The following is a 15,521-nucleotide window of genomic DNA, read 5'->3' as shown; positions in this document are numbered from 1 at the left end:
AATTGCACACGGGAGGACGACACGGAGTGTGCTGCCGCTGCTCAGCGCAGGCTGGCGTTGATCTTGTCCAGCACGGCTGAACCCGGGCACAGCGCTTGTTCGTCGAGCGTGTTGAGCGGCGTCTCGACGGTGTCGAGATGGGTGTGCAGATCCTCGGCATCCGGATCGACATAGAGCAGGCCAGTGACGATCTGGCCCTTGGCCGCGTGCTTCTGCAGGAAGGTCATCGCGCCCAGACGATCATGCGGATCGTAATCGGCGTCGAGCTTGCGCAGCGCGAGCCGCGAGCCGTCATGCTGCTCGACCACCTGCACGGTGCCCGGCGCATAGTCGACGCTGATCGGATCGCGGCCGACCAGCACGTCGAGGCGGTTCACCGCGTCATTGTGCTCGCGGACATAGTCAAAGCTCTTGGTCGAGCCGGCGTGGTTGTTGAAGGCGATGCAGGGGCTGATCACGTCGATGAAGGACGCCCCCTTGTGGCGGATCGCAGCGGCAATCAAGGGAACCAATTGGGTCTTGTCGCCGGAGAAGCTGCGCGCCACGAAGGTGGCGCCGAGTTGCAGCGCGATCGCGACCAGGTCGATCGCATTGTCGGTATTGGTGACGCCCTTTTTCGATTTCGAGCCGCGGTCGGCGGTGGCCGAGAACTGGCCCTTGGTCAGACCGTACACGCCGTTGTTCTCGACGATGTAGGTCATGTTGACGGCGCGCCGGATCGAATGCGCGAACTGGCCGAAGCCGATCGAGGCGGAATCGCCGTCGCCGGAGACGCCGAGATAGATCAGGTCGCGGTTGGCCAGGTTGGCGCCGGTCAGCACCGACGGCATGCGGCCGTGCACCGAGTTGAAGCCGTGCGAATTGCCGAGGAAATAGTCCGGCGTCTTCGACGAGCAGCCGATGCCGGAAATCTTCGCCACCCGGTGCGGCTCGATCGAGAGCTCGTAGCAGGCCTCGATGATCGAGGCGGTGATCGAATCGTGGCCGCAGCCGGCGCACAGCGTCGAGATCTTCCCCTCGTAGTCGCGGTGGGTATAGCCCAGCTCGTTCTTCTTCAGGCCGGGATGATGAAACTTCGGCTTTGCAATGTAGGTCATGTCACGGCCTTGCGGAGAGGGGTCACCTTGAGATGATCCTGGTGGTCGCCGATCGCGCCCGCGATGAAGCGCGCGGTGATCGGCGTGCCGTCATAGTGCAGGATCGGCACCAGCCTGACGGGGTCGATGCCGTTCTCGTTGACGATCAGCTGGCGAAGCTGCGCGTCGCGGTTCTGCTCGACCACGTAGACGAAGTCGTGGTCGGCGATGAAGCTCGCGACGCTGGAGTGGAACGGGAAGGCGCGGATGCGCATGCGGTCGAGCTGGTGGCCGCGCGCCTCCAGGATCCCGATCGCCTCGTCCATCGCGGGCGAGGTCGAGCCGAAATAGATCACGCCGTATTTGGTGGGCTTTGCCGCATTGGCCTGCAGCGGCCGCGGCACCATGTCCTGCGCGGTCTCGAACTTGCGCACCAGGCGTTGCATGTTGTCGGCGTAGACCGCGCCTTCCTCGGAATAGCGCGCGTAGCGGTCGCGCGAGGTGCCGCGGGTGAAGTAGGAACCCTTGGTCGGATGCGTGCCGGGATAGGTGCGATAGGGGATGCCGTCGCCGTCGACGTCGAGATAGCGGCCGAAGTCGCGGCCTTCCTCGAGCATCTCCGCCGTCATCACCTTGCCGCGGTCGTATTGCTTGGCGTCGTCCCACTTCAGCGGGCGGCACAGCCGGTGGTTCATGCCGATGTCGAGATCGAGCATCAGGAAGATCGTGGTCTGCAGCCGCTCGGCGAGGTCGAAGGCGGCCGCGGCGAACTCGAACGCCTCCGCCGGATCTTCCGGGAACAGCAGCACATGCTTGGTATCGCCGTGCGAGGCATAGGCGCAGGCGATCACGTCGCATTGCTGGGTGCGGGTCGGCATGCCCGTCGAGGGGCCGGCGCGCTGGATGTTCATGATCACGGCCGGGATCTCGGCGAAATAGGACAGGCCGATGAACTCAGTCATCAGCGAGATGCCCGGACCCGACGTCGCGGTGAAGGCCCGTGCGCCGTTCCAGGAGGCGCCGATCACGATGCCGATCGAGGCGAGCTCGTCCTCGCCCTGCACGATCGCGTATTTCGCCTTGCCGGTCTCGGGATCGTGGCGGTACTTCTTGCAGTGGCTGGTGAAGGCTTCCGCCACCGACGATGACGGCGTGATCGGATACCACGCGCACACGGTGGCGCCGCCATAGACGGCGCCGAGCGCGGCCGCGCTGTTGCCTTCGACGAAGATGCGGTCGCCGACCTTGTCGGACTTCTTCACCCGCAGCCCGACCGGGCATTTCAGGTTTTGCAGCGCCCAGTCGCGGCCGAGATGCAGCGCATGGACGTTGGAGGACAGCAGCTTCTCCTTGCCCTTGTACTGCTCGCCGATGAGCTGCTCGACCAGCTTGGGATCGAGGTCGAGCAGGGCACAGAGCGCGCCGAGATAGATGATGTTCTTGAACAGCTGGCGCTGCCTGGGATCGGTGTAGGTCGAGTTGGTGATCGCGGTCAGCGGCACGCCGATGACGGTGATGTCCTCGCGGAATTTCGACGACGGCATCGGCTTGGTCGAATCGTAGAACAGATAGCCGCCGGGCTCGATCGAGGCGACGTCCTTGTCCCAGGTCTGCGGGTTCATCGCCACCATCAGGTCGACGCCGCCGCGGGCGCCGAGATGGCCGTCCTCGGTGACGCGCACCTCATACCAGGTCGGCAGGCCCTGGATGTTGGACGGGAAGATGTTGCGTGGCGAGACCGGTACGCCGTGGCGCAGGATCGAGCGCGCGAACAGCTCGTTGGCGGAAGCCGAGCCCGAACCGTTGACGTTGGCGAAGCGGACGACGAAGTCGTTTACGCTGCTGATCGGGCTTTGGACTGACATGTTGATCCCGCTTGAACCATATCGATGAGGTACTTCTGCATGTCCCAGGCGCCGGTCGGGCAGCGCTCGGCACACAGCCCGCAATGCAGGCAGACGTCTTCGTCCTTCACCATGACGCGGCCGGTCTTGAGGTCGCCGGAAACGTACAGCGCCTGGTCGTGATGCGGCGAGGGCGCTTTCAGCCGCTGCCGCACCTCATCCTCTTCGCCGTTCGGGGTGAAGGTGATGCAGTCCATCGGACAGATGTCGACGCAGGCGTCGCACTCGATGCAGAGCGGCGCGGAAAACACCGTCTGCACGTCGCAATTCAGGCAGCGCTGCGCCTCGCCGAGCGCGAGCTTGAGGTCGTAACCGAGCTCGACCTCGGCGCGGATGTCCTTCAGCGCGACCACCTTGTCGCGATGCGGCACCTTGAAGCGCTTGTCGGCGGAGATGTCGTTGTCGTAGCTCCACTCGTGGATGCCCATCTTCTGCGAGGAGACGTGCACCTCGGGCAGCGGGCGCTCGTTGATGTCCTCGCCGGACAGCATGCGGTGGATGGAGAGCGCGGCGTCGTGGCCATGCGCCACCGCCCAGATGATGTTCTTCGGCCCGAACGCCGCATCGCCGCCGAAGAACACCTTCGGATTGGTCGAGACGAACGTCTTGGGATCGACCTTCGGCATGTGCCACTTGTCGAATTCGATGCCGCAATCGGCTTCGATCCAGGGGAACGCGTTCTCCTGGCCGACCGCAACGAGCACATCGTCGCAGGGCACGGTCTCGTCAGGCTCGCCCGAGGGCACCAGACTGCGGCGGCCCGTGGCGTTGTACTCCGCCTTCACCTTCTGGAAGGTAACGCCGATCAGCTTGCCGGCCACATGCTTGAACGCCACCGGCACCATGTAGTTCAGGATCGGGATGTCCTCGTGAAGCGCGTCTTCCTTCTCCCACGGCGAAGCCTTCATTTCCTCGAAGCCGGAGCGGACAATCACCTTGACGCTTTCGCCGCCGAGGCGGCGCGCGGTGCGGCAGCAATCCATCGCCGTGTTGCCGCCGCCGAGCACGATGACGCGGCGGCCGATCTTGTCGACGTGGCCGAACGACACGTTGGCCAGCCACTCGATGCCGATATGGATGTTGGCGGCGCCCTCCTTGCGGCCGGGGATGTCGAGCTCGCGGCCGCGCGGTGCGCCAGAGCCGACAAAGATCGCGTCATAGTTCTCGGCGAGCAGCTGCTTCAGGCTGTCGACGCGCTGACCACCCTTGAACTCGACACCGAGGTTCAGGATGTAGTCGGTCTCCTCGTCGATCACGCTGTCGGGCAGGCGGAATTTCGGAATCTGGCTGCGCATCATGCCGCCGGCCTTGGGATCGCCGTCGAACACGGTGCAGTGATAGCCGAGCGGCGCGAGATCGCGCGCCACGGTGAGCGAGGCAGGGCCGCCGCCGACCAGCGCGATGCGCTTGCCGTTCTTCGGCCCGGGCTTCGGCAGCCGGTGCTTGATGTCGTCCTTGAAGTCCGCGGCGACGCGCTTCAGGCGGCAGATCGCGACCGGGTTGTCCTCGACCCGGCCGCGGCGGCATGCCGGCTCGCATGGACGGTCGCAGGTGCGCCCGAGAATGCCGGGGAACACGTTGGACTTCCAATTGATCATGTAGGCGTCGCTGTAACGCCCCTCAGCAATCAACCGGATGTACTCGGGAACAGGGGTGTGTGCGGGACAGGCCCATTGGCAATCGACTACTTTGTGGAAGTAATCAGGCGCCGAGATATCAGTCGGTTTCATTCCTACCTTTGACCCGCGCGAAAATGCCAGACCCGCGCGGCCTTATCGTTGACGACGAACGCTCACGTGGCGTTGTTCTGGTTTTTGAATTGGATCATAGGCTTATCTTATTAGAGCCGTTCCAGAGAAGGCAAAGGCTAAATTGTCCGATCATCAGCTTTCGCGCGGCTGATGCGCGTGTAGCGTTAATCTCGATTGCGTTATGTGGCGGTGCAGCATGATCTGCATCGCCACGCTTGCTTGAGAAAATGTTTTTCGCGACAGCGCTTCGCACGCTTCCGGATCAGGCTTACTCGCGCGGAAGGTCGCTCTTCGCGATATCCCACAACAGCTTGTAGACTCCGCTGGTGACCACGAGCGGCTTCAAGGCTGCATTGCCGGTGATGCCTGCGGCCGCTGCGGGGACCGCGCCGACGTCGGTGGCGTCGATCAGCACGAACCAGTCGCCGGCGCCGGGATCGGGTTTCGCCGCATCCGGCGTGAGCGGTTTCGACAGGTCAGGGTCGTTCTCCAGGAGGTGCATCGAGATGATGCCGTCGCGCGAAGCTGGATCGAGTTGCTCCCGCAATGCAACGCGAAGTTTGTCCGCGCCTTCGGCAGGCGGGCGCAGGCGGATGATGCCGAGGGCTGCGCCCCTGCCGACGCCGCGGCTGATCGTGATGCGGGCAACGCCCCGGATCATGTTCTGAAAGCGCGCGATATTGGCCTTCGACCAGTCGGTCTGGTTGGCGAGCGCCTTGCGATAGGCCGGGCTCTCGAGCACATCGAAGGTCGCGGTCGAGTAGAGGCTGAGATATTTCGGCTTGCCATCATGGGCGACGTAGCGGCGGGCTTCCAGGAAGCCGTCGATGGCGACCCGTTCCTCGAGATGTTCGCGGTCGTACCAGCGATTGAATTCAGCTTCGTGCAAGCTGTCGATATCCATCGAAGTCAGCAGCATGCCTTGTCCGGCGATTGGCATCGAGTGCTCCTTTTTTGCCTGTTTTATCCACGCAATATCGCCTGATCGCGCAAACCAGGGAAGCCGGTTCCCGTCACCACAGACCAAGGATTGCCACAATTGCTGCAATGCTGTTCAGCACCGGTTCACAGAGGTAGCATTTCATTCGTTACGCCAACTCTCGAGAAGAAAAGGGACGACCACCATGGCACGCATTCTGTGGGCATTGATCGTCGGTCTGGTGTCGCTCGCCTCGCTTCCCGTGCATGCGCAGGATCAGGAAAAGCGTCTCGCACTTGTCGTCGGCAACGGCGCCTATGAGGCCGGCGCGTTGCAAACCGCCGCGAACGACGCCGGCCTGATCGCGCAGACCTTGCAGGCCGCCGGCTTCGACGTGATCGGCGCACGCGATCTCGATGGCGAGACGCTGCGCAAATCGTTCCGCGATTTCATGCAGAAGGTGCAGGAGGCGGGGCCCAATGCCGTGGCCTTCGTGTATCTCGCCGGCTACGGCGTGCAGCTCACCGGCGAGAACTATTTCGTGCCGGTCGACGCCAAGATTGCCCGCGACACCGACGTGCCGGTCGAGGCGATCCGCATCTCCGACTACAGCCATCAGCTCTCGGCGCTGCCGATCAAGGCCGGCGTGATCGTGCTCGATGCGGCGCGCAGCAATCCCTTCGCCAAGGAGGGCCAGCCGCTGGCCGGTGGTCTTGCGCTGGTCGATCCCGATCCGAAGATGCTGATCGGCTTCAACTCGGCGCCCGGCACCGTCGCCCCTGACGGTGCGCCGCCGTACGGGCCTTATGCGCAAGCGTTGGCGGAAATGATCCGCACCGGCGGCCTGACCTTGCCCGAGGTGTTCGACCGCGTTCGCCTGCGCGTCAACGAGATGACCAAGGGCGCCGAGATCCCGTGGGATGCGCACAAGGTCGACGCGCCCTTCATGTTCTTCGAGCGCAAGCCGGACGCGCCGCCGCAGCAGGTCGATGCCGGGCTGCGTACCAAGCCGATCCGCGATTTCTCGGCGCAGGATGCCTACGCCGCGGCGCTGGAGCGCGACACGCTGCAGGGCTACGAGGATTACCTGCAGGCCTATCCGAACGATCCGCTGGCCAAGCGCGTGCGCGCGATCGTGGCGGCGCGGCGCGAGGCGATCACCTGGCGGCGCACCTACAACGCCGACTCGACTGATGCGTATTGGTCGTATCTGCGGCGCTATCCGCGCGGGCCGCATGCCTACGACTGCCGGCGCCGGCTCGCCTATCTGTCGGCCGCGCTGGAGCCGCCGGCGCAGTTCACGGTGCTCGACTACGACGTGCCGCCGCCGCCGCCCGACGAGATCGACTATGTCGACCGCCCGGTGCTGTATTACAGCGATCCGGTGTTCGCCTTCGCGCCGCCACCGCCGCCGCCGGTGTTCTTCCTGCCGCCGCCGCCGCCGGACTTCGTCGTGCTGCCGCCACCGCCGCCGCCGATCGGCCTGTACGTGCTGCCGACGCCGATGTTCGTGGCGATGCCGGCCTATGTCGCCGCACCGGCCTATGTCGTGCCGCCGCAGAACAACATCGTGTTCAACAACATCCACAACACCACGGTCATCAACACGGTCATCAACAATCCCAACCCGACGCCGGCGCAGCTCCATGCGGCCGGGGTGACGGCGGCGATGGGCGGCGCGCCGGTGACGGCGGCACCGCGACTGCCGGCCGCGGCGATGCAGCGCGCCAATCTGCCGGGCGCTCCGCAAGGCGCGACGCCCGCGCAGGGCGCGGCGATGGGAGCTCCGCGCGCCGCACCGAACGCTGCCGCGGCGCCGAACGCTGCTGCCACTCCGAATGCTGCCGCCGCTCCGAATGCGATGGGCGCGCCGGGCACGCCGGGTGCGCATACACTGCCGGGCGCGAAAAATGGACCGCCGCTGCCGCAGTCGGCGACCGCACCGGCCAATGCCATGCAGCATGGCGCTGTGCCGCCGGGAGCCGCACAACCCGGCGCCGCGCAACCTGGCGCAAAGCCGAATGCGGTGGTGCCGGGCAAGCCGGCGACTGCCATGGCGCCTGCCAATGCGCAGCCTGCTCCTCCGGCCAAGCCCGGTGTCGCGCCGGCGACCAGCGCGCCCGCCTCACCCGCGGCCGCCGGCAAGCCAGGTGCGCAACCGCTCCCGCATGCGGCGACCGCGCCGACCGCAAACGTGAAGCCCTCGGCGGCACCGTCACCGGCGAACCGCGCGATGTCGACACGGCCGACCCCGGCCGCGCGCCCGGCACCCGCGCGCGCGGCGGTGTCGCCGGCGCCGGTCTCCCGGCCCGCGCCGGCGCATGCGGCAGCTCCGCCGGTCCATGCCGCAGCTCCGCCCGTGCGGGCTGCGGCTCCGCCGGCGCGGCCGGTTGCCCCGCCACCTCGTGCTGCGGCTTTGCCGCCGCGTCCGGCTCCGGCACCGGCTCCGCGCGCCGCGCCGCCACCACGGCCGGCGATGCAGGTGCAACACGCAGCGCCGTCACCGCGGATGGCGGCGCCACCAAGGCCCGCGGCCGCGCCACGGGCAGCGCCGGCATGTCCTCCCGGCAAGTGCAAACATTGAGGGAAGCAGGGAGTCGGTCGAGTTCTTCACCGGCTCCTGATGTCGAGGGTGTTCCGGCGGCGGTCTAGCGCTTGGCCGCAAGGTCGGCGATCGCCTTCATCACGGCGTTGCGGATGCCGGGATCGTAGAGGATGTGGCCGGCGCCATCGATGATGCGGACCTCGCTGCCCGGCCAGCGCGCGGCGAGCGCGTGCGATGTTGCGGGCGGGCACAACAGATCGTAACGGCCCTGCACCAGGATGCCGGGAATGCCGGCGAGCCTGCCGGCCTCACTCATCAATTGATGCGGCCGCATGAAGCAATTGTTGGCGAAGTAGTGCGCCTCCATGAACGGCGTCGAGGGCAGGGCGCCCGAGGCCTTGAGGTCGAGCCGCGTCTGCTTCGGTGTGTGCTCCGACAACGCGCGTTCGGTGTCGTGCCAGGCGCGCGCGGCCGGCGCATGCAAGGCGGCGTCGGGATCGAGGATGCGGCGATAATAGGCCGCAAGCGGTGCTGCGCGCTCGCTCTCGGGCAGGAAGTTGAGGAAGTCCTCATGGAGGGCGGGATAGAAGCGCGGCAAGGCGCGCAGGAAAACGTCGTCCAGCTCCTCGGCTGTGCCGAGAAACGTCGCGCGGAGCACCAGCCCGCTGACCCGCTCAGGGTGGGCCTGCGCATAAGCCAGCGCCAGCGTCGCGCCCCAGGAGCCGCCGACCACCATCCAACGCGCGAAGCCGAAGCGCTCGCGGATCTTCTCCATATCCGCGATCAGGTGCTGCGTCGTGTTGTTGTCGCGGCTGCCCTTCGGCCGGCTGCGGCCGCAGCCGCGCTGGTCGAACAGCACGGCGTGAAAGCGCTCGGGATCGAACAGCCGGCGATGATCGGGCTGACAGCCGCTGCCGGGGCCGCCATGCAGATAGACCGCGGGAATGCCGCCCTCGCGCCCGACGCTCTCGACATGGAGATCGTGGCCATCGCCGACGTCGAGCCATTCCGACGTCAGCGGCGCAAAGGGATCGGCACGCCTCGCGGCCTTGCCGACGTCGGCGTCAGGCGCCATTGCGCTTGTCCTGGGATTCGTTCCGGGGGTGGTCCGTCTCCAACGTGCCGCCGGCGAAGTTGCGATACAGGAAACGGTTCTGCGTGCCGGCGGATTCCCGCTCGGCCTGCTTGAAGATCTCCTCGTGTCGCGGCGACAGCGCGCAGGCCGGGTCGGTGTTGCCGGCATCGCCGGTCAGCGCAAAGGCCTGGCAGCGGCAGCCGCCGTAATCGATCTCGCGGAATTCGCAACTCTTGCACGGCTCCGGCATCCAGCCGGTGCCGCGATAGCGGTTGAAGGCCTCCGAGTTCTGCCAGATCCAAGCGATCGAATGATTCGAGCGCACCGATTCGAATTCGAGCCCGGTGATGCTTTCGGCGGCGTGGCACGGCAGCACCTTGCCGGCCGGCGAGATGTTGAAGAACTGGCGGCCCCAGCCGCCCATGCATTTCTTCGGCCGCAGCGCGTAGTAATCCGGCACCACATAGTCGATCGCAAGCGTGCCCTTCAGGCGCATTTGGGCTTCCTCGACGATGCGGCTGGTCTCCTCGATCTGCTCGATCGTCGGCATCAGCGCGGCACGGTTCTTCAGCGCCCAGCCGTAATACTGCACGTTGGCGACCTCGAGCCGGTCGGCGTCGAGGTCGACCGCCATCTGGATGATGTCGGTCAGCTGATGCAGGTTCTGCCGGTGCATCACCGCATTCACCGTGAGCGGCAATTCGAGCTCGCGCGTCCATTTCGCGACCTCGAGCTTCTTCTTGTGCGCGTCCTTCAGCCCTGCCACGCGGTCGGCGACGTTGGGCTCGTTGCCCTGAAAACTGATCTGCACATGGCTGAGGCCGGCGTCGGCCAGCGCCGAAAGCTTGTCCCTGGTCAGCAGCACGGCCGAGGTGATCAGGTTGGAATAGAGCCCGACATCGGTCGCGTGCTGCACCAGCTCGACGATGTCCTTGCGCGCGGTCGGCTCGCCGCCGGAGAAATGGATCTGCAGCACGCCGAGCTCGGCAAGCTCGCTCAGCACCTTCTTCCATTCGTCCGTGGTGAGCTCGGTCGAGCCGCGGTCGAGCTCGACCGGGTTCGAGCAGTAGGGGCATTGCAGCGGGCAGCGGTGGGTGATCTCGAGCAGCACCGCGAGCGGGATGCCGTAGGTCTCGGCCGCCGAGCGGCGGCTCTCCAGCACGGCGAGCCCATCGCTTGGGGCTGCGCTCGGGCCCGGCGCTGTCGTCTTGTTGTCGGCGAGCGTGTCACTCATGCTGTGCTCTCGCGCGCTTCGGTGAGAAAACCCTTGTCGGCCAGATCCTGCAGCATCGCGACCACGTCGGTCGCGATCGCCTCGCGTGGAGCGGCGTATTTTTCCGCGAGCTGGTCCACCATCTCGGCGACGCTGTGCATGCCGTCACACAGCTGCAGCACCTCGACCGCGATGTCGTCCGGCGCCAGCACGCGCTCCGGCGCCAGGATCACCCAGACCTGCCGCGTCTCGTCGAATTTCAGCTTGGTATGGCGCGGCAGTTTCGGCCGGCTGGTCTCGCTGACGCTGATGTTGCGGCTGGCCATGATGTTGTCTCTAACCTGTCTTCGGCACGAAGGCGCCGGGCGGAATCTGGCCGTCGACATACGCATGATACAGCGCGTCGAGCTGCACCCACAGCACGTTGGTCTTGAAGATCAGCGCGTTGCAGACCGCTTCGCGCTCCGCCGGCGTCTTGGCGTGCTGCTTGACATAGTCGAGCGCGAAACCGGCGTCGCGCGGCGCCTGGGTCAGGCGGCGGCTGAAATAGCTCATGATGTCGGGGTTGACGAAGTCGTAGTGCTTCAGCATCCCCGAGATGCGCTCCTCGTGCAGGTTCGGCGCGAACAATTCGGTGAGCGAGGAGGCGATCGCTTCCAGCGGCGTGCGATCGCGGCAGAAATGCACATAGGCTTCGACGGCAAAGCGCGTCGCCGGCAGAATGCCTTCGGTGGACTCCACATAGGCCGTGTCGAGGCCGAGGCCCTCGGTCAGCTTCAGCCAGCGCTCGATGCCGCCCTCATTGCCGAGATCTCCGTCATGATCCTCGATGCGGTGGCGCCATTCGATCCTTGTATTGCGGTCGCGGAAGCGCGAGATCACCATCGCGTCCTTCAGCGGGATCGTGCTCTGGTAGTAATAGCGGTTCAGCGCCCAGGCCTGGACCTGGCCCTTGTTGAGCTTGCCGCCGTGCAGCAGGCGGTGGAACGGGTGCAGGCTGTGATAGCGCGTGGCACCGATCGTGCGCAGCGTCGCCTCCATCTCCTCGGCAGTGTCGAGCGTGATGCCCTTGCCGATCGAGAGCGCGGTCATTCCTGAGGTCAGCACGACATTCACAGCACGATCTCCGTTCCGTCGGAGGGAATCTGCCAGCCCGCCTGTTCGGCCGCCTTGCGTTCGGCCGAGGTCCCAAGCAGCGCCGGGTTGGAGTTGTTGATATGCAAAAACACTTTTCGTCCGATGTCGAGCCCGGCGAGGCTTTCGATCGCACCCTGATCGCCCGACATCGCGATATGGCCCATGCCCTGGCCGGTCTTGTTGCCAAGGCCCGCCGCGATCAGTTCGTCGTCGCGCCACACCGTGCCGTCGAAAAACACCAGCGGGGCGCCCTTGAGCCGCGATTTCAGGTCGTCAGTCACCCGTGCGCAGGCGGCCAGGAAATAGAAATATTTGCCGCTGCGCCGGTCCGCAATACGCAGGCCGAGCGTATCGCCGACGCCGTCGGCGCCCGCCGGATGCGCCTTGCCCTCAAGATACCACGCGCCCTTGCCGGGAACCTCAAACGGCAGCACCTCGAGCCCGGACGGCGATCCGTCGGGCAGGGCCGGTTCGAAGGCCTGGTCGACCGCGATCGGCCGGCGCTCGACGTTCTTGTCGCTGAGCACGTTGAAGATGCTGTTCGAACGCAGGATCGCAAGCACCCGCTCATGCGCGTAGATCGTGAACGGCGAACCCTCGCGCATCGACAATAGCCCGGCGACCGCGTCGATCTCGCCATTGGTGAGGATGACGCCCGCGATCGGGCTATGGCGCAGTGCGCCGTGCTTCGGATGCAGCTGTGGCGTGGCAATCAACTGCTGGCGCAGATCCGGGGATGCATTGACCAGGAACCAGTGCACGCCATCGCCGCTGACGGCGATCGAGGCTTGCGTGCTCTGCAGCTCGGGATGGTCGCTTCGCGCCGTCCTGCAGACGGCACAGCCGCAGTTCCACTGCGGAACGCCGCCACCCGCCGCGGCACCCAGGACGACGACACGAAGCATGATCCGTCCCCTGGAGAAGCTTGGCCCTGGAGAAGTTTGTTGGACCCAGAAACGTTACGAGGTGGACCCCGGATTTGAAACACACTCCCTTGCTCGGGAGCGCGTTACGCCCGGATGTCCACCTGCGCTAAAACGCTAAACGTGTAGAGGGCGCTGCCGCTTACTTGCGGGTTGCGCACATATACATGTTGATTTCCATGCCGACCGACACTTCGACGATCTTCGGTGCTTTCCAGGCCATTTGGCTCTCCTTGTTGCAACCGGACGAACTTTCCGCCCTGCAGAGTAAACTACTGTGGTTGGAAAAGTTCGCCAGTTAAATTTTCTGTAAGGTGCCGCCTCGAAGGGCATGCTGCACTGCGGCAAGCAAATCTTACCCACTCACAAATTTGTGCGCGCGTTTCCCGTCAAAAGCCCGTGGCATCAGACCTTTTTCCTGTTGTTCGCCACACGGTGAATGGTGATGTTGGAATAAGTAAACAGCAGCCCGCGGTCCTCCGAAGGTCCCGGTGGCGATGCATGCTTCCCCGTGACGGGAGGCGACTAACCGAGCCGAGTTCAGCCGATGCCACGCTATTTCTTCAACACCCGTATCGGTGACGAGCTGATCTCCGATCCCGACGGCGAAATCCTGCGGGACCCCGATCGTGCGTGGGAAATGGCGCGGGCGATGATTCGCGAACTGCTCAAGACCGAGGGCGCCGATGGCGCGCTGCTCAGCGCCGTGATCGAGGTGACCGACGACGAGGGCGAGGTCGTGCTGGAGTTTCCATTCACCGAGGCGATTCTCGATCGCCCGGACCATTCGATGACAAGGCACTGACGCGCGCTGGCCCGCCGCGCGGCCACAACCATGCGTTGGCCGATGCCAGCATGTTTCCGATTGCAATTGTCCGGACAAATTCGCAAGACTATGAACGGAAAGCCGAACCGCGCCGCGTGACGTCAATGGCGCAATCAACAACGGCTTCCACCCAGGGGAGATCTTCATGAAAAAACACTCGTTCGCACCGCGCAGCTTGCTGCTCGCGGGGGCCATGCTCGGGGCGTTCACGCTCTCTGCTGCGGCGCAACAGCCGGCCGCGCCGGCGGCAGGTGCCGCCCCCGCCGCCCAGCCGCTGCCGCCTGGCTCGCCCTTGATCGGGCGTCCGGACAATGAAGCCGCCGCCAAGCTCGCGCCGGTGGCGCCGCCGCCGCTGCCGTCCGCGCCCGACAAGCTGCCGCTCGCCAAGCTCAAGGCGCCGGCCGGCTTCAATGTCGAGGTCTATGCGGCCGGCATGGCCAATGCGCGCTCGCTGGCGCTCGGCGACAAGGGCACGGTGTTCGTCGGCAGCCGCCTCGTCGACAAGGTCTATGCGATCGTCAACAAGGACGGCAAGCGCTCGGTCAAGGTGATCGCCTCCGGCCTCTATCGTCCGAACGGCGTCGCCTTCAAGGACGGCACGCTCTACATCGCCGAACTCTCGAAGGTCTCCAAGATCGACAAGATCGAGGACAATCTGGATAACCCGCCGAAGCCCACCGTCATCTACGACAAGCTGCCGAAGGACGAGGCGCATGGCTGGAAGTTCATCGCCGTCGGTCCCGACAACAAGCTTTATGTTCCGGTCGGACAGCCCGGCAACAACGTGCTGCATGATGCCGACCACGGCCAGATCCGCCGCATGAATCTCGATGGCTCCGGCGCCGAGGTCTACGCGCTCGGCGTGCGCAACACGGTCGGCTTCGACTGGAATCCCGAGAACAAGCAGATGTACTTCACCGACAACGGCCGCGATTGGCTGTCGGAGACGGTGCCGGAAGACGAGCTCAACCGCATCACCAAGGCGGGCGAGGATTTCGGCGCGCCGTACTGCTACCAGGGCAACATCATCGACCAGGAGCTCGGCTGGGGCAAGACCTGCAAGGACTACACCGCGCCGGTCGGCCTGATGGGCCCGCATACCGCGTCGCTCGGCATGCGCTTCTACACCGGCAGCATGTTCCCGAAGACCTACAAGAACGTGATCTTCGTCGCGCGTCACGGCTCCTGGAACAAGTCGCAGAAGCAGGGTGGTGACGTGGTCGCCGTCAGGCTGAACAAGGACGGCACCGTGAAGTCGATGGAGCCGTTCCTGACCGGCTTCCTCGAAGACAACAAGTATGTCGGCCGCCCGGTCGACGTGATGCTGCTGAAGGACGGCTCGCTGCTGGTCTCCGACGACTGGAACGGCGCGGTCTATCGCGTCAGCTACGGCAAGCCGAAGGTCGCCAATCAGTAACAACCACCAACGTCATTCCGGGCTGGTGCGACAGCACCAGACCCGGAATCTCGAGATTCCGGGTTCGCCCTTCGGGCGCCCCGGAATGACACTGAAAGTCAGGAGCAGCCGATGCGTAAGTTCATGATCCCTGTGCTCCTGTTTGCATCCGCTCTTTCCGCAAATGCCGAGACCATCCAGGAGCGCGCCGCGGCGTGCTTTGCCTGCCATGGCGAGCATGGCACGTCGGAGACCGAGAACACGCCGTCGCTTGGCGGCCAGACGGCGCCCTATGCGCTGATCCAGCTCTTCATGTTCCGCGAGAAGCTGCGGGTGTTCGACCCGATGAACGAGATGGCGAAGCCGCTGACCGACGACGATTTGCGCAGCTTCTCGGATTTCATCGCGACCCTGCCGAAGCCCACGCCGCCCGCTGACGCCGGCGATCCGGCGCGGATGGCGCGGGGCCAGGCGCTGGCGCAGCAGAACCGCTGCAACAGCTGCCACAACACCGATTTCTCCGGCAAGGAGAATGTCCCGCGCATCGCCAACCAGCGCGAGGACTACCTCGCCAAGACGCTGGCCGAATACAAGGACAACAGCCGCCATGGCTATGACGCCACCATGGCCGACGTGATGCAAACGGTCACCAAGGAGCAGATCGGCGACCTTGCCTATTACATCGCGCATGTCCGCTGAAACATCAGGCGGCGGACCGCTGGCCATGTTCTCCGCGCGGCGCTAAAACGCAGCGTC

14 protein-coding genes are annotated in these 15,521 nt (G+C 65.2%); 4 read left to right on the top strand and 10 right to left on the bottom strand.

Going from position 1 to position 15,521, the window contains the following annotated elements; translation table 11 throughout:
* Positions 1–41: 41 nt before the first annotated feature.
* The 4 genes from ACVIHF_RS24915 to ACVIHF_RS24900 all read right to left on the bottom strand — a co-directional run bounded on the left by ACVIHF_RS24915 (position 42) and on the right by ACVIHF_RS24900 (position 5,671).
* Entirely contained in the window at positions 42–1,097 is a 1,056-nt protein-coding gene (locus tag ACVIHF_RS24915) for a 2-oxoacid:ferredoxin oxidoreductase subunit beta (RefSeq protein WP_028332672.1), read from the bottom strand.
* Positions 1,094–2,941, bottom strand: a complete 1,848-nt coding sequence (locus ACVIHF_RS24910; protein WP_176937027.1) for a 2-oxoacid:acceptor oxidoreductase subunit alpha — start codon at positions 2,939–2,941, stop codon at positions 1,094–1,096. Before ACVIHF_RS24910 ends, ACVIHF_RS24915 begins: the two co-directional genes overlap by 4 nt.
* The gene (locus ACVIHF_RS24905) at positions 2,911–4,710 is read right to left on the bottom strand and encodes an FAD-dependent oxidoreductase (RefSeq protein ID WP_310882990.1); all 1,800 of its coding nucleotides are present in this window, start codon (positions 4,708–4,710) and stop codon (positions 2,911–2,913) included. The genes ACVIHF_RS24910 and ACVIHF_RS24905 overlap by 31 nt, the downstream gene beginning before the upstream one ends.
* A 289-nt stretch (positions 4,711–4,999) precedes the next feature.
* Positions 5,000–5,671 carry a DUF4286 family protein gene (locus ACVIHF_RS24900; protein ID WP_253607452.1) on the bottom strand — a complete coding sequence of 224 codons (672 nt, stop codon included), beginning with the start codon at positions 5,669–5,671 and terminating at the stop codon, positions 5,000–5,002.
* Positions 5,672–5,855: 184 nt separating this feature from the next.
* Here ACVIHF_RS24900 and ACVIHF_RS24895 point away from each other — a divergent pair, with 184 nt between their 5' ends.
* Positions 5,856–8,234 carry a caspase family protein gene (locus ACVIHF_RS24895; protein WP_310882991.1) on the top strand — a complete coding sequence of 793 codons (2,379 nt, stop codon included), beginning with the start codon at positions 5,856–5,858 and terminating at the stop codon, positions 8,232–8,234.
* Between the two features lie 64 nt (positions 8,235–8,298).
* On the opposite strand, the gene pip is transcribed toward ACVIHF_RS24895, so the two are convergent.
* From pip to pqqA, 6 genes are all read right to left on the bottom strand, one after another.
* Positions 8,299–9,270, bottom strand: a complete 972-nt coding sequence (pip, locus tag ACVIHF_RS24890) for a prolyl aminopeptidase (protein ID WP_092085712.1) — start codon at positions 9,268–9,270, stop codon at positions 8,299–8,301.
* Positions 9,260–10,504 carry a pyrroloquinoline quinone biosynthesis protein PqqE gene (pqqE, locus tag ACVIHF_RS24885; RefSeq protein ID WP_253607455.1) on the bottom strand — a complete coding sequence of 415 codons (1,245 nt, stop codon included), beginning with the start codon at positions 10,502–10,504 and terminating at the stop codon, positions 9,260–9,262. The genes pip and pqqE overlap by 11 nt, the downstream gene beginning before the upstream one ends.
* On the bottom strand, positions 10,501–10,809 hold the full coding sequence (gene pqqD, locus ACVIHF_RS24880) for a pyrroloquinoline quinone biosynthesis peptide chaperone PqqD (protein WP_253607456.1): 309 nt from the start codon (positions 10,807–10,809) through the stop codon (positions 10,501–10,503). Before pqqD ends, pqqE begins: the two co-directional genes overlap by 4 nt.
* A gap of 10 nt (positions 10,810–10,819) precedes the next feature.
* Positions 10,820–11,575: a pyrroloquinoline-quinone synthase PqqC gene (gene pqqC / locus ACVIHF_RS24875; protein ID WP_057015091.1), complete on the bottom strand. Its 756-nt coding sequence runs from the start codon at positions 11,573–11,575 to the stop codon at positions 10,820–10,822.
* 20 nt (positions 11,576–11,595) lie between these two features.
* On the bottom strand, positions 11,596–12,525 hold the full coding sequence (gene pqqB / locus ACVIHF_RS24870; protein WP_310882992.1) for a pyrroloquinoline quinone biosynthesis protein PqqB: 930 nt from the start codon (positions 12,523–12,525) through the stop codon (positions 11,596–11,598).
* A gap of 160 nt (positions 12,526–12,685) precedes the next feature.
* Positions 12,686–12,766: a pyrroloquinoline quinone precursor peptide PqqA gene (gene pqqA, locus ACVIHF_RS24865; RefSeq protein WP_035635412.1), complete on the bottom strand. Its 81-nt coding sequence runs from the start codon at positions 12,764–12,766 to the stop codon at positions 12,686–12,688.
* Between the two features lie 324 nt (positions 12,767–13,090).
* On the opposite strand from pqqA, the gene ACVIHF_RS24860 reads away from it, so the two are divergent.
* The 3 genes from ACVIHF_RS24860 to ACVIHF_RS24850 all read left to right on the top strand — a co-directional run bounded on the left by ACVIHF_RS24860 (position 13,091) and on the right by ACVIHF_RS24850 (position 15,464).
* Entirely contained in the window at positions 13,091–13,348 is a 258-nt protein-coding gene (locus tag ACVIHF_RS24860) for a DUF6894 family protein (protein ID WP_310882993.1), read from the top strand.
* Between the two features lie 166 nt (positions 13,349–13,514).
* Entirely contained in the window at positions 13,515–14,786 is a 1,272-nt protein-coding gene (locus ACVIHF_RS24855; protein WP_156436013.1) for a PQQ-dependent sugar dehydrogenase, read from the top strand.
* 111 nt (positions 14,787–14,897) lie between these two features.
* Positions 14,898–15,464 (top strand): c-type cytochrome, encoded by a 567-nt coding sequence (locus tag ACVIHF_RS24850; protein ID WP_253625784.1) that lies wholly within the window; start codon positions 14,898–14,900, stop codon positions 15,462–15,464.
* The last annotated feature ends 57 nt before the right edge of the window (positions 15,465–15,521 follow it).

The sequence above is a fragment of the Bradyrhizobium sp. USDA 4506 genome (assembly GCF_054058795.1).
This window is presented reverse-complemented; position numbering and strand designations above follow the sequence as displayed.